Here is a 12,549-nt window from a genome sequence, read left to right on the forward strand (position 1 = left end):
CTTGATCGGGTCCGCCGCCCCGCATCCCGCTCCGGGGCCCGGCGATCAGAGTTATATGGTTGCGCAATAACGCAACTGAACTGTAGCCGAGGGCGGGTAAGAGGAGGGTCGGCGTGGCGGCACGCGGGAGGGGGCGCCGCAAGGCGTGGGCGGTGGTGACCGGGCTGGGCGTGGTCCTGGCGCTCGTGAGCTATCTCGCCGTCCGTTTCATCCACTCGACGGCCTCCGACGAGTGCACGGCGCACGGCCCGGACGGTACGGCCGTCTCGCTCGACCTGGACCAGGCGTCCCACGCCGCGACCATCGCGGCCGTGGCCCATGCGCGCGCCCTGCCGGAACGGGCCGTCACCATCGCCCTGGCGACCGCGATCCAGGAGTCCAAACTCCGCGATCTCGCCTACGGGGACCGGGATTCCCTCGGCCTGTTCCAGCAGCGCCCGTCCCAGGGCTGGGGCACCCCCGCCCAGATCCGCGATCCCGTCTACGCCTCGGGCAGGTTCTTCGACGCGCTGGTCAAGGTGCCGGACTACCTCGGCCTGCCGGTCACCGTCGCCGCACAGCAGGTCCAGCACAGCGGCTACCCGCAGGCGTACGCCCAGCACGAGGACATGGCGGCGACGCTGGCCGACGTGCTGACGGGCCGGGAGGGGCCGGCGCTGAGCTGCACGGTGAGCGGGGCGACGGCGGCCTCCGGCGAGGCGGGCGCCTCCGGCGGGGGAAGCGGGACGGTGGCCGTCGGCGGAGGTGCCGGTGGCGGTGCGGCCGGCTCGGTGCCGGACAGCGAGGCCGGTGTCGAGGCCGCGGTCCGGCGGGAGTTCGGCGGAGCGCCGGCCGCCGTGTCCGTGGCCGGCAGCGGCAGCGTCAGCTACCCGATCGCGCCCGGCCGGGCGGCCACGGGCTGGTCCCTCGCCCTGTGGCTGGTCTGCCACGCCACCGCCCTGCACGCCACGTCCGTGACGTTCGACGGCCGGCGCTGGACCAGTACCGCGTCGGACCGGGGCTGGACGCACGCGGCGTCCGCGCCCGGGACCGGCCGGGCCGGTGCGGTGGCGGTGACCCTGGCCGAGAACACCCAGGGCTCTGCGTGAGGGCTCGGTGCGCGCACTGGCCAAGCGGGTCCGGCGAAGTCCGCCGCGGTTCGGCAACGCCCCGAAGGGGCGCGGGGCTCCACCGATATGCGGCTCCGCCGCGTGGGCGCGACCGGCCACGTCGGCGCCGCAGATGCGCTCAGGCCTGGACGGGGCGCTGGACTTTGATCGACTGGAGGAGTCCCACGGCCACCCACACGGCGAACATGGACGAGCCGCCGTAGGAGACGAAGGGCAGCGGGATGCCGGCCACCGGCATGATGCCGAGGGCCATGCCGATGTTCTCGAACGACTGGAACGAGAACCAGGCGACGATCCCGGCGGCGACGATCGTGCTGTACAGCTCGGTCGCCTCGCGCGCGATCCGGCAGGCCCGCCACAGGATGACCCCGATCAGGCCGATGATCAGGATGCCGCCGGCGAAGCCCAGCTCCTCGCCGGCGACCGTGAAGACGAAGTCGGTCTGCTGCTCGGGCACGAACTGCCCGGTGGTCTGCGCCCCGTGGAAGAGCCCCTGCCCGGTCAGCCCGCCGGACCCGATGGCGATCCGGGCCTGGTTGGTGTTGTAGCCGACGCCGGAGGGGTCCAGATTCGGGTCGGCGAAGGCCGCGAACCGGTTGATCTGGTACGCGTCCAGCAGATGGAGCTGCCACACCGCGACGGCGCCCGCGACCCCGATGGCGAGCAGACCGAAGATCCACCGGTTGGACGCGCCCGAGGCGAGCAGCACACCGAGGATCGTGACGGTCATGACCATCGTCGAACCGAGGTCCGGCATCATCATCACGACCATGATCGGTACGGCGGCCAGCCCCAGCGCCTGGATCACGGCCCGGCCGTCGGGGTGCGTCCGGTCGCCCGCGTCGACCTGGGCGGACAGCAGCATCGCCATGCCCAGGACGATCGCGACCTTCACGAACTCCGAGGGCTGGAGCGAGAATCCGCCGCCCAGCACGATCCAGTTGCGGTTGCCGTTGATGGTCGCGCCGAGCGGCGTGAGCACCAGCAGCACACCGAGGACGGAGACGCCGTAGAGGATCGGCACGGCGTTGCGCAGGACGCGGTGGCCCAGCCAGATGGTGGCGGTCATCAGGGCGAACCCGATGCCGAGGTTCATCAGGTGCCGGACCAGGAAGTAGGTCGGGTCGCCCTGGTTGATCGTGGTGCGGTTGCGGGTCGCCGAGTAGACGAGCAGCGAGCCGATGAAGGACAGCGCGAGGGCCGCCAGCAGTATCGGCCAGTCCAGCCGGCGCAGCGGCGAGTCCCGGGCGAAGAGCCGCGTCAGCCGGGACCGTTCGGGCCCGTACCCCGAGACGGAGAAGCTCTTCACGCTGGTCATGTCAGCTGCCTCCGGCGGTCTGGCTGGCTGTCCGTGCCGGAATAATAGCTGCGCAGTTGCGTAAATCTGCAAATGAACCCGCGTGTGCAGGGCCCGAACGTGTCGTGCTCCTACCTGGCCGGCGCGGTGAGGATCAGCTCGGTGTTGTGGTCGGCGGCGGCGCCGATGCGGGTGGCGGGGGTGGCGTAGGGGTCGTTGTAGGCGAGTTCGCGGTACAGGGCGGCGAGGCCGGGGTCGGAGGTGTCCGCGAAGTCGGTCCGGTAGGGGGCGGCGGACTCGATGAGGGTGGTGAACAGGGAGAGGGTGCCGTCCTGGTTGTCGGCGATCTCGATGATCCGGGCGTGGTGCGGATAGTCCACGTGGGAGGCGGTGTTGATCTCCCAGAAGGCGCGCTCGGGGACGCTGTGCCCGTGCGGGACGATCCGGTTGGTGTGGGTGTGCCCGTTCACCCAGGCCACGACGTTCGGGAAGCGCTGGAGCAGGGTGACGAGTTCCGCCCCGCCGTGCCGCCCCTCGAAGGGCCGGTAGGGGTCCGGCAGCAGATTGCCCATGGTGGTGCTGGTGTGATGGCTGAACACCACGACGAGCCGGCCGTCGGCCCCGCCGCGCACCACATGCCCGTCGGCGTCGTACCAGTGCCCGCTGTTGCCCTTGAGGACCGACTCCAGCCAGTTCAGCTGCGCGGTGCCGAGCGAACCGTCCGCGAATCCGGCGCGGTTGGTGGTGTCGAGGCTGATCCCGAGGACGCCGTCGGCGAGGTCGAAGGTGTAGTAGAGCCGCCCGCTGTCGACGGAGTCCTGGCCGAACCCGTGCCCGACGGGCCCGGCTCCGGTGTACCTCGCGTCGAGATGGGCCCGGGCGAACTCGGCAGGCGTGAACGGATGCCGCCGCTCGTCGGGCGTGACGGTACGCACGGCACCGCCGCCGGCCAGCAGTTCGCCGAGCAGCAGGACGGCCTGCGCGGGATCACGCACCAGCGCGTCCGCGAGCCGGGCGGCCGTGGCGTCGTCACACCCCTCCAGCTTCCGCGACCCGGTGTAGAGGTCGTTCAGCAGCCCGAGGTCGGGCAGGCTGCCCTCGATGCTGTCGTCGTGGTTGCCGACGGTGGTGTACCAGGGGACGCTCAGTCCGGGCGCGTCGAAGGGCCGCACGGCACCGCCGAGCAGCCCCGGTATCTCGGGCAGCCCCTTGGCCTTGTAGGCGTCCGACGCCGGGGATCCGGGATTCCAGTACAGCCCGCTCCCGGAGTTCTGGACGCCTTCGTAGCGCCCGGGATCCCCGCTGTTCGGCACGATCCGCCCGCCGCTCATGACGCTCAGGTACCAGTCGAGCTCGATCCGCTCGTGGTTGTCGGTGTTGTCCCCGGTGGCCATGACACACCGGAACGGCAGCCCCGTGTACGGCCCTTGCCGCACCGCGTTGACCCGCTCGACGAGCGACGACGCGCCACGCACGGTCAGGGTCTCCTGCGGCCGGTGCGCACTGTCGTTGAGCCGCGCCAGGTACTCGAACCGCACCGGCGACTCGGTGTCGGTCAGATGCAGGTCGGTGAACTGCACGAAGGACGCGAGCCCGGTCCGCCGCCCGTCGCGCCCGCCCCCGGCGCCGCGCAGCTCCTCCCGCACCACCAACGGCCAACCGGGCCCGGCCGTGAGCCGCTTGTACGCCCCGTCCCCGACGGCCGTCGCGGCCTGCTGGAGCGTGGTCCCCTCGACCCGCACGGCCCGCGCGGCACTCTCGGCGAGCGCCCGCTCCCGCGCCACGGCCCGCCCGGACATGACCACGGACCCGAGCCCCGCGGCCCCGAGCCCCGCCATGAACCGCCGCCGGTTCATCCCGTTCATGAATCCCCCTGTCGATTCCGGTACTTGAGACTCCCGCCCGAGGCGCGAGCGGGAGCGGCGGATACGCCTGGGCGAGCCTTACCGACGAGTAAGGGAGTGTCCAGGGGGCGGGGGGAAACTTGGGGGAAACAGGGGAGGACGGGAAACAGGGGGTGCACCCTTCGCGGCAGCCTTCTTGCGCACCGGCGGCCACCTCACCGCGGAGCGGGCCGGCACCGTCGTACGGACCGCTCCGCTCCGGCACACCGTCGGCCGAAGCAGGAACACGTCCCACGAGTACAGAGCACCGAGGCCGCCGCCCCTCCCGGCGCGCGGCCGTCAGCGGCGAGGCGGCCGTCGTCCTCCTGGGCGCGCCGGCCGGCCTGGCCAACGCCTCCACCGACACGCCGGCGACCGGCATCGCGGCGACCGGCACCGGGGGGGCCGAGCCGCCCTACAACTTCGGCTCCGGCTATTCGGCGATCAACGGGACCTACACCTCGGTCTCGGCGAACTGGACCCAGCCGGCCGCCACCTGCCGCGGGGGCGACCAGCAGACCGGCTTCTCGTCCCGATGACCGTGCCGACCGAGCCCGGCGACCACGTGCGGGCCTCGGTCACCTACGACGGGAACAACGCCTTCACCCTCACCCTCAAGGACGTCACCCGGTGCTGGACGAGGACGGAGAACGAGACTCAGGCCGCCACGGGAGGGACCCCGACCTCCGCGCACGTCATCGTCGAGGCCGGCTCCGGCACGGCGGCCCGTCCGGCAACGTCACCGACTTCGGCTCCGTCACGTTCTCCGACGCCACCGTCAACGGCAGACCCCTCTCGGGCGGCGGCCGCGACTTCACCGCGACCTGGCTCAGCACGGGCTGACGGCCAGGGGGGCGCACACAGCCGATCCACCGACTGAAGACGCGTGATGCAATGGGCCCGGGCGACAAGGGAGTGCGGGTTCATGGGCGGACGGATCGGGGCGGGTGTTCCGCTGCTGCTCGGCTCGGTGTTCATGGCCGTCGGCCTCTTCGGCCGGCGTCGGACTGCGGCACAGCTTCGTGTCCCTGCTGTCCGGCCGGGGCGTCCCGCTGGAGGAGATCTCCCGGCTTGTCGGGCACTCCGGGACGGCCGTGACCGAGGAGGTGCACCGGAAGCAGATCCGGCCTGTGATCCAGACCGGTGCGGTGGTCATGGCCGGGATCTTCGGAGCGCAGGAGCGGCGCCCGTAGACACGCGAAAAGCGGTAGTCACGCAGTCAGACACGCAGACCAAACAGGTGAGGCACCTACTAGTGACTAGTAGGTGCCTCACCTGCTGTTACGGCTGTCGGGGTGGCGGGATTTGAACCCACGACCTCTTCGTCCCGAACGCGATCCGACCCTCTATGGCCTTGCTTCAGGGGCACCGTACTGCCCGTTCGGCTCCGGCACTGTCCACCACTGTCCGGGGCGGTTCCCGTGTGGCTGCCACGTTTGGCCCCCCGTTTGGCCCCCGAACAGGTCGCACGCTGGCACGGATCTGGCCTGGTGAGACGCCGTAGGCGTCTCGCGCCTTGAGCAGGGCGCGGGGGCTGAGGCGAGTGGCTGCCGGGAGTCTTCCGCTGGCTGCCTTCGCTGGGTCCCAGAGCCCTGCTCTCGTGGTACCGCCCAGCGCGGCACGGACTCAGGTCGCTTCGCCCGTACGCGCCGGACTGCACAGCGGGCCTGGTGGCGGTGGCGTGGCCCAGTGGGCGGTCGGCCCAGCAGCCCTTCGCGGGCGGGTGAATCACAGCTCAGCTAAGTGCCGACGACTTGCCCCTGACTGGCGGTGATTCTGGTTACTATCAGGTGAGCAGTCCGCTAATTTGAGGGGGGATTGTGTATCACGGACCTTGGCTGTCCGCCATTGGCACGGCGGCGCTCTGTTGCACGGCGTACCCAGCTCTGGCTATTTGGTGGGTCAATCCTAGACTTAAGAGTCTTTCGCGCGATGCGCCATGGAGGGAGGGGAAGAAGTGGCTAATCATTCGCAGGCAAGCGAGTGTTGATGAAGAGTTTGTGAGACGCAGGACGCGAAGAGTGGTAGCCGTATGCCGTGCCTACGGTCGACCCATCTCTCTTCCTTATCAATGGATATTGGCCGAATACCGCAAAGCGCGCCGAAATTGCAAAGCGCTTGAAGATACCTTCGCGGCTATCTGGTTGCTCATATTGGCGCTATTTTTATTTATTCTCATCTATGTAGCCTTCTTTAAAGGTTACGACGACAAGTCGTTCACCCCTCGCAATCTCCAAAATCTAGCGCTGATCGCGGGCGCATTTCTCGCCATGTTTTCGGCATCTGCTCGGATCGCTACTTTTTCGAGAATCGCCCATCGCCAGAATTCCGATTGGGAAGCCGTCCGGTCAAGCTTCCTGGTACTTCATCTATGCGCAGAAATGGAAAAGGGTAGATCGAAGCCGCTAGAGATTGATGAGGCGATGACCGTCCTTTGTGGCGAGTTGGGCGACTTCGCCGATTCCTCTTCGAGCTTTTCTGGCCCTGGAAGAAGGGCGCTTGTCTCGCAACACGTGGCGCGGGTGCAGGCAGAGTTGATGCGCTGCTCCGGCACCCTACTGACTAATGGGAAGGCGGAGATCCCCAGAGTTGTTGCCATTTTGGGTACATTGGTTGAGCGTCTCCTCGAAGAGCGTTGGCTTAGCCTCCTTGATCTGCCTGTTACTGATGAGTCGCAATCCATGTCGCACTCCCTGGAGGAAGAAAGCGACAGGAGAGATGGCTGGATCGTAGTGACTGGCTCTACTATCGCAGCTATAGGTCTTGGTGCCGCCGCATCTCTGGGCATCCCCCTGGCAGCCGCCGTTCCAGCAGCATTGGTTTTTCTGCTAGGGCCTGCCACGCTTTGGGGAAGTAAGAGGCTGGAAATGTCGCCTCGCCGTCTTCTGAGTGCTATGACACCGCCTGTGACCGGGGCTAGCCAAGATGCTAGTCAGGGCGCTTCTCAGCAGTCCACGGGATCGACGAGCGAGACTGCGTCGGGAACCAGGACAACCTGAGATTCGCGTGCTAGGCGCAGTTCATAGATCACTAATTGGTCCATGCTGCCCACATTGCGGCTGCTAGCTCCGGCTCCTCGTGCAAGGTCGCGCAAATGACGTCCATCACGCGGATTCCGTGCTGCTCACATGTAAGCTCCACCTGTATTGGGTCGAGCTCAAGAGCTTTCATGAACAATATATGGGCGGGTCCGTCTGCTGCGGTCGGCTCGATGCTGGAGATAGCTATTTCGGTCAATCGCTCAGCGTGTTCTGCTGGGTGTGAATCGAGAATGGAAGCCGCGGACTCTAGCAGGCCATGTCCGATGGGGCCGGTTGTGAATTTATCTTCATTTCTCTCTATGATCTCAAGCAATTCGTTCTTGCTGAATTCAAATGCGTTGACAAGCTGCATGATTAGGTCTCTGGGGTACGGCGGTCGATCCCGGTATGAGCGCTGCGCGGGGAGTAGTTCTTCAAGCCCATCACCCCAGTGATGGCTGTAATCGACTAAGATTTGCTGCCCGACGTGCTTGCTTTCCTCTTCGTTAATCCTGGCCGCCAGGAAGGAAATATCCTCGATATTCATTCGGATGGTGTACGCTCTGAGAATTTCGAGGACTCTACTGTCTTGGTGCGCCGTCAGCAAGCAGCCCTCGATTGCAATTCTTCTTGCTATTGGGTCGCTGTTTGGGAGAGCCAAAGCCCAGTCGCCTGGGCCTGCTTGTTTGGCGATTCTAAGAATCTGAGGGACTGTCTCTGCATCGAATGGGTGAGGCGCGCTTACTACTGTCAAGTCGCGGTCTCGCTGCAATTGCTCGGTAATGTTCCCCCAGTGCATCCGTTTACTGTCTGGGTCCACTGTGATCAGAACCGATGGAATAGGGCCGTCTGCGTAGTAGGCTCGATGTTCGGCGCCAAGCTGGCATCGGCCAGTTCCATCGCTTTTATGATATTTGGACTTTCCGCACTTGACTTGGATTCTCACCAGAGCACCGGACAGTTGATTCGTCCCGTCGTGGGGAACCTGTGCGATTAAGTCAGTGCCGTAGTCGTCCCCTTGGTCCACGCTGATCATCGGCACGCCAGCTTCAAGGAATGTTAGGCGTACACGAGCTTCCCCTGCGTTGCCAGTCAGATGTTGCGACTGGATCTTTGGTCCGATCGGATCACTCACAAATATCTCCGATGATGCTCACTGAGGTAGGAAGCCCGGCTTTTCCTTTCCCAGCGCTTGCAGTCGAGCAAGGTATTCTTGAGCCGCAGGTTCTGAGCCGTAATGGCGTTTCATCTCCGCAGCCAGTTCCCGGCTGGTCATGATGAGCGACGGCACCGACTGGCGGTCCCCTTCGAGAGCCCGCTCACCCATGATGAGAGCCTGCTCCAAGTCGCCCTCACGCGCCGCGGTGACTCCGAGCGTGACGCGCGCTTCCGCGTTACGCATTGGCGAGCGCTCGATGCCGTCGAAGTCCGTTCCCGCCCTCAGCACCTCTTCGGCGAGCGTCCGTGCAAGCTTGTCTTCGCCGACCAGGCGGTAGCAATCCATCGCGTAGAAGTCGAACTTGGCTGGGTCCACCACGAAGTGGTTGTCCAGGTTCTCGGGGTACGGCATCCCTTCGAGCAACCGCCGCCCCTTGTCCAAGGCGACCTCGACTTGCCGGCGGTCCCCGATCCGCGCCCACGCCTTGGCCTCCTGGGCTGCGAGCTGCACGGCCACGCCGTGGTGCTGCGCGGTCTCAGCTCCGGCCCGCGCCGCTGCGATGACGCCGCGGTAGTCGCCGGTCGTGAGAGCGAACCACGCCCGCATCTCGTGCGCCCACCCGGCGACCTCCGCATGGTCAGCCTCGGTCGCGAGCGAGAGCGCCGCTTGTCGCGTCGACTCAGCCGCGTGGCGTGCACCCGTGTCGTACTCGACACAGCCGACCAGCAGGGCGAGCCAACCAGACAGTGCGAGCACCTCGCGGTGCTGCGCCAGCGTGAGGCTTTTCGTGTGGAGTTCGACGACACGGCGCAGCCACTGCCGCCCCTCGATGAGAAGCTGCTCGCTCGGCATGAACGGGTACTCCGAGGCGAGCCGGTCTGCCGTGATCCGCAGGGCATCAAGCGTGGCATTGTCGACGTCGGACCGGTTGAGGCGGCTCACGATCTCCAGCGTCTCCATGCCGGACGCTGCCAAGATCTCCCCGTCCCCATCCCGCCGTGAGGGCGCCGGGAACAGCGCGTGTGTCACGGTGCCGAAGAGGGCCGCGATGATCGGTTGGTAGAAGTCGTTTGGCATCTGGCCTGACTCCCAGCGCTTCCACTGGCGAATCATGCTCTCCTCCGCGGGCAGCTCCGTGGGAGCGTGCGCCCGCAACGCCCTCACCGCATCTCGCTGCGACCAGTCACGGGCCGCTCGTTCGGCAGCGATGCGCCGCGCCCATGCGGGCCTGTCGTCGGTCATGTGCCCTCCTCCGAGTGCGTACTCCGAGTCTCACCCGCGCGCCCGGGGGACAGGGAAGGGGACAGAGGGGTGTCACTGGACATGTCCCCACCTCCGCCTTGCCGTCCCCTGGCTGTCACTTACGTCACACCCTCCGTTACTCCCATGCTGGTTGCAGATCACGCACCACCCGGGACGGAGCGTTCTTCGAGCGCTGCGACCCGTTCAGCCAATGCCTGAATCTGGGAGCGGATTTCCTTGATGTCGTCGCGTACGTCGCCGGTGGGGGCCGACCCGTCGCCTACGAAGTTACCGAGGTTGCCGGCCGAAACGATGAGCCCTTCGGCACGGAGTGCAGCCAGGCCGTTCTGGATGGTCTGGCTTGCGTACCCGAATCGGTCCATCAGCTCTCGCTGCGACGGGAGCTTGTCCCCCGGCTTCATCTTCTTGATGTCGGCGCGTAGCGCGTCCGCGACCTGCACCGCTTTCGGCTTGGGCCCTCCTGTGGCAGTCATGCTCTGAGCGTACCCACCACAGCGAACTAGCGCGCATCACCTCACAGGGGTTGTGCACCACAGCAGACTAGTGCACGCTAGTCAGCGAGAGGTCGCCCGGAACTTCGGGATAACGGCCGCTTGACCTGCACGAATGGCTCGGGATTGCCCGTATGGCTGCCGCTTGCGGCGGCTGGAAGGCGGCTTCTGCCGCGCGCCGCGGGCCCCGCGCTGATGCACCTTGAGAACTCAACAGTGGACCGAGGATCTACCGCCTGTCCTCAGCGACAAGAAGGCGGCCCGCGCGGAGCACGACCCGCGCACTCTTCGACCTCTCCGCAGCGCTGCGGTGCTGCGGCCGGTTGCCTCCTCCGCTCGTCTCGTACGAGCGGGGCTGAGGGGAGCCGGAACACCCCCTCCACTACTTCCTTGGAGAACCCATGCGCCGGATCACCAACCCGCGTCACCCCAACGTCGGACAGGTCGGCACGGACGTCGAGTACAAGGGCGAGTTGCACCGGATCACTGATGTCGGCGGTAGCTACTTCACCCTCGTCCGCCTCCGTGACGGGTACGGCCGGAGCGTCAAGATCCGCGAGGTCAACGACCGCTAGAGCCGCCGCACCTGCCGCGCCGCGGCTCGCGTGCCTCCGGAGCAATCGCCGTCTCACCAAACGCCTGCGGTTGCTCCGGCTCTCAGTCCCTCCAACTCAGGAGCCTTGCCATGCGCACTTACATCGGCGGTCACCAGGCCGTCTCCGCGAACGACTTCATCGAACTGGCCCTCGGTACCCCGATTGAGCTGTGGCTCGGAGTTGAGGGCGAGAGCGAGCAGGAGCGCGCGGCCCGCCTCGATGCGGCCCGCGACATCCTCGCCGACAACCCCGAGCTTGCCGACGACGTGGCCCGCATCGCGGCCGAAGTCATCGACACGCACCCCGAGCTCTTCGACATCGTTCCGCTGCCGCGCCCCGCCCGGCGCCGTGCGACGCGCAAGGCGGTGGCGGCATGACGACGCACACCATCGAGCGTCCGGCTGTGCCGCCGCTGACCCGCCCGGAAATGGGGCTTGCCGGACTCGGAGCGCTCGCCGCCGCCGGAGTCGGCGCGCTGGGTCTGATCTCCTCCTTCGACGCGGTCTCCGCTGCCGCGGCCCGCTGGGGTTTCGGCGAGCCATGGACGCTGCCGGTCGGTATCGACGTGGCCATCCCCGTGTTCACCGTGGCCAACCTGCTGTTGATCCGCATGGATATGGCGCTCGCGTGGGTGCGGTTCGTGCCCTGGGCGCTCACGCTGATCACGTGCGGGCTGAACATCGCGGCCGGACACTCCCTGTCGGCCAAGGTCGCGCACGGCACGATGCCGCTGCTGTGGGTGGTGTTCTCCGAGATCGGCGCGCACGTCTACGCCGTGCGGATCGGCGCCGCCACAGGTCGCCGCATGGAGAAGATCCGGTTCTCCCGCTGGCTGCTCGCCTTCCCCTCCACCTTCGCGCTGTGGCGACGCATGACGCTGTGGGAGGTCACCTCCTACTCCGAGGCGCTGGCACGGGAGAAGGAGCGACAGTTGACCCGTGCGGACCTGCGCGAACGCTACGGCCGCAAGTGGCGCTCGAAGACCCCGCGGCGCGAGCGGGTGATGCTGCGCATGGGCGAACTGGCCCCCGTCACCGAGCAGGAGACACCCGAACCGCCCCCGGTGGAGAATCCGCCGGCACCGGTCGACCCCAAGCCACGACCGCGCCGCCGGACCCCCGCCAAGGGCAAGGCCAAGACGCAGCGCACCTTCGAGGAGCTGCTGACCGAGGCACGCGCGCTCACCACCGAGTGGACCGAGGCGGAGCTGACCGCCGACCGTATCCGTACCGTCGTGCACGTCTCGCAGGCCAACGCCCGTAAGTTGCGCGAGCAGTTGAAGGGCGAGCGTGCCGACGGCCGTGCGCTGTACTCCGTGGACGACCCGGAGGGCGACGGCACGACGGCTGAGGCTGCCTGATGTTCGCCAAGTGCTTCGACCCGACCGGAGCGAGGCACGGACTGCCCACCTACCCGTGGCGCTGTGCCCCCGACGGGCTCGCTACCAAACGGCAGTTACGGGCCTGCGGCTTACGGCCCGGTGGGCAGTCGATCGCGGCGCAGATCATGCGCCCGCGCTACCGGCGCGGCCCGCTGGTCGCCTACCTCTACCGCGTCGACCGCGCCAAACCCGTCCGGCCGATGACGCCGGGCAAGTGGGCCGCGCTCGCCAAGGCGAACCGGGCCCGCCGTATCTGTCCCGCCTGCCGACAGGACGCCGGATACGTCATCCCTACCTCGCTCGGCATGTGTGTGCCCTGCGCCTACCCCGAGGAACAGCGCGCCGCCTGA

Annotated in this window: 13 protein-coding genes and 1 pseudogene; 9 read left to right on the plus strand and 5 right to left on the minus strand. The window is 67.2% G+C overall.

Features of this window, described 5'->3' with window-relative positions; all coding sequences use genetic code 11:
* The first annotated feature begins 113 nt into the window (after positions 1-113).
* Entirely contained in the window at positions 114-1,088 is a 975-nt protein-coding gene (locus tag AC4OXY_RS27550) for a heavy metal transporter (protein ID WP_362821711.1), read from the plus strand.
* Positions 1,089-1,227: 139 nt separating this feature from the next.
* Here AC4OXY_RS27550 and rodA read toward each other — a convergent pair whose 3' ends face one another.
* The gene (rodA, locus tag AC4OXY_RS27555; protein WP_402068413.1) at positions 1,228-2,427 is read right to left on the minus strand and encodes a rod shape-determining protein RodA; all 1,200 of its coding nucleotides are present in this window, start codon (positions 2,425-2,427) and stop codon (positions 1,228-1,230) included.
* A 110-nt stretch (positions 2,428-2,537) separates the two neighbouring features.
* Entirely contained in the window at positions 2,538-4,271 is a 1,734-nt protein-coding gene (locus AC4OXY_RS27560; RefSeq protein ID WP_356039850.1) for a TIGR03767 family metallophosphoesterase, read from the minus strand.
* 152 nt (positions 4,272-4,423) lie between these two features.
* On the opposite strand from AC4OXY_RS27560, the gene AC4OXY_RS27565 reads away from it, so the two are divergent.
* From AC4OXY_RS27565 to AC4OXY_RS27580, 4 genes and pseudogenes are all read left to right on the plus strand, one after another.
* Positions 4,424-4,828 carry a hypothetical protein gene (locus tag AC4OXY_RS27565; RefSeq protein ID WP_491991249.1) on the plus strand — a complete coding sequence of 135 codons (405 nt, stop codon included), beginning with the start codon at positions 4,424-4,426 and terminating at the stop codon, positions 4,826-4,828.
* A gap of 91 nt (positions 4,829-4,919) precedes the next feature.
* Positions 4,920-5,132, plus strand: a complete 213-nt coding sequence (locus AC4OXY_RS27570; protein ID WP_376293816.1) for a hypothetical protein — start codon at positions 4,920-4,922, stop codon at positions 5,130-5,132.
* Positions 5,133-5,296: 164 nt separating this feature from the next.
* Positions 5,297-5,482, plus strand: a pseudogene (locus AC4OXY_RS27575) (site-specific integrase); the annotation flags it as partial.
* 885 nt (positions 5,483-6,367) lie between these two features.
* A complete protein-coding gene (locus AC4OXY_RS27580; RefSeq protein WP_491991250.1) occupies positions 6,368-7,288 on the plus strand; it encodes a hypothetical protein in 921 nt (306 codons plus the stop codon).
* Between the two features lie 31 nt (positions 7,289-7,319).
* Here the strand turns inward: AC4OXY_RS27580 and AC4OXY_RS27585 are convergent, their stop codons facing one another.
* From AC4OXY_RS27585 to AC4OXY_RS27595, 3 genes are all read right to left on the minus strand, one after another.
* Positions 7,320-8,444, minus strand: coding sequence for a DUF4365 domain-containing protein (locus AC4OXY_RS27585; RefSeq protein WP_491991251.1), 1,125 nt, complete (start codon positions 8,442-8,444; stop codon positions 7,320-7,322).
* A gap of 18 nt (positions 8,445-8,462) precedes the next feature.
* Positions 8,463-9,710: an NsdA family TPR-like regulatory protein gene (locus tag AC4OXY_RS27590; protein WP_491991252.1), complete on the minus strand. Its 1,248-nt coding sequence runs from the start codon at positions 9,708-9,710 to the stop codon at positions 8,463-8,465.
* A 158-nt stretch (positions 9,711-9,868) separates the two neighbouring features.
* Positions 9,869-10,204 carry a winged helix-turn-helix domain-containing protein gene (locus AC4OXY_RS27595; RefSeq protein WP_491991253.1) on the minus strand — a complete coding sequence of 112 codons (336 nt, stop codon included), beginning with the start codon at positions 10,202-10,204 and terminating at the stop codon, positions 9,869-9,871.
* A gap of 419 nt (positions 10,205-10,623) precedes the next feature.
* Here AC4OXY_RS27595 and AC4OXY_RS27600 point away from each other — a divergent pair, with 419 nt between their 5' ends.
* The 4 genes from AC4OXY_RS27600 to AC4OXY_RS27615 all read left to right on the plus strand — a co-directional run bounded on the left by AC4OXY_RS27600 (position 10,624) and on the right by AC4OXY_RS27615 (position 12,549).
* The gene (locus AC4OXY_RS27600) at positions 10,624-10,797 is read left to right on the plus strand and encodes a hypothetical protein (protein WP_491991254.1); all 174 of its coding nucleotides are present in this window, start codon (positions 10,624-10,626) and stop codon (positions 10,795-10,797) included.
* A 110-nt stretch (positions 10,798-10,907) separates the two neighbouring features.
* On the plus strand, positions 10,908-11,195 hold the full coding sequence (locus tag AC4OXY_RS27605; RefSeq protein ID WP_491991255.1) for a hypothetical protein: 288 nt from the start codon (positions 10,908-10,910) through the stop codon (positions 11,193-11,195).
* Positions 11,192-12,178 carry a DUF2637 domain-containing protein gene (locus AC4OXY_RS27610; protein WP_491991256.1) on the plus strand — a complete coding sequence of 329 codons (987 nt, stop codon included), beginning with the start codon at positions 11,192-11,194 and terminating at the stop codon, positions 12,176-12,178. Before AC4OXY_RS27605 ends, AC4OXY_RS27610 begins: the two co-directional genes overlap by 4 nt.
* Positions 12,178-12,549 carry an RRQRL motif-containing zinc-binding protein gene (locus tag AC4OXY_RS27615; RefSeq protein WP_491991257.1) on the plus strand — a complete coding sequence of 124 codons (372 nt, stop codon included), beginning with the start codon at positions 12,178-12,180 and terminating at the stop codon, positions 12,547-12,549. The genes AC4OXY_RS27610 and AC4OXY_RS27615 overlap by 1 nt, the downstream gene beginning before the upstream one ends.

It is taken from the genome of Streptomyces sp. HUAS MG56, assembly GCF_058673395.1.

What these genes read in the sequence shown, in the direction of transcription:
- rodA (WP_402068413.1), bottom strand. Translation starts at nt 2,427, where the DNA reads ATGACCAGCGTGAAGAGCTTCTCCGTCTCGGGGTACGGGCCCGAACGG.
- AC4OXY_RS27560 (WP_356039850.1), bottom strand. Translation starts at nt 4,271, where the DNA reads ATGAACGGGATGAACCGGCGGCGGTTCATGGCGGGGCTCGGGGCCGCG.
- AC4OXY_RS27590 (WP_491991252.1), bottom strand. Translation starts at nt 9,710, where the DNA reads ATGACCGACGACAGGCCCGCATGGGCGCGGCGCATCGCTGCCGAACGA.
- AC4OXY_RS27595 (WP_491991253.1), bottom strand. Translation starts at nt 10,204, where the DNA reads ATGACTGCCACAGGAGGGCCCAAGCCGAAAGCGGTGCAGGTCGCGGAC.
- AC4OXY_RS27600 (WP_491991254.1), top strand. Translation starts at nt 10,624, where the DNA reads ATGCGCCGGATCACCAACCCGCGTCACCCCAACGTCGGACAGGTCGGC.
- AC4OXY_RS27605 (WP_491991255.1), top strand. Translation starts at nt 10,908, where the DNA reads ATGCGCACTTACATCGGCGGTCACCAGGCCGTCTCCGCGAACGACTTC.
- AC4OXY_RS27610 (WP_491991256.1), top strand. Translation starts at nt 11,192, where the DNA reads ATGACGACGCACACCATCGAGCGTCCGGCTGTGCCGCCGCTGACCCGC.
- AC4OXY_RS27615 (WP_491991257.1), top strand. Translation starts at nt 12,178, where the DNA reads ATGTTCGCCAAGTGCTTCGACCCGACCGGAGCGAGGCACGGACTGCCC.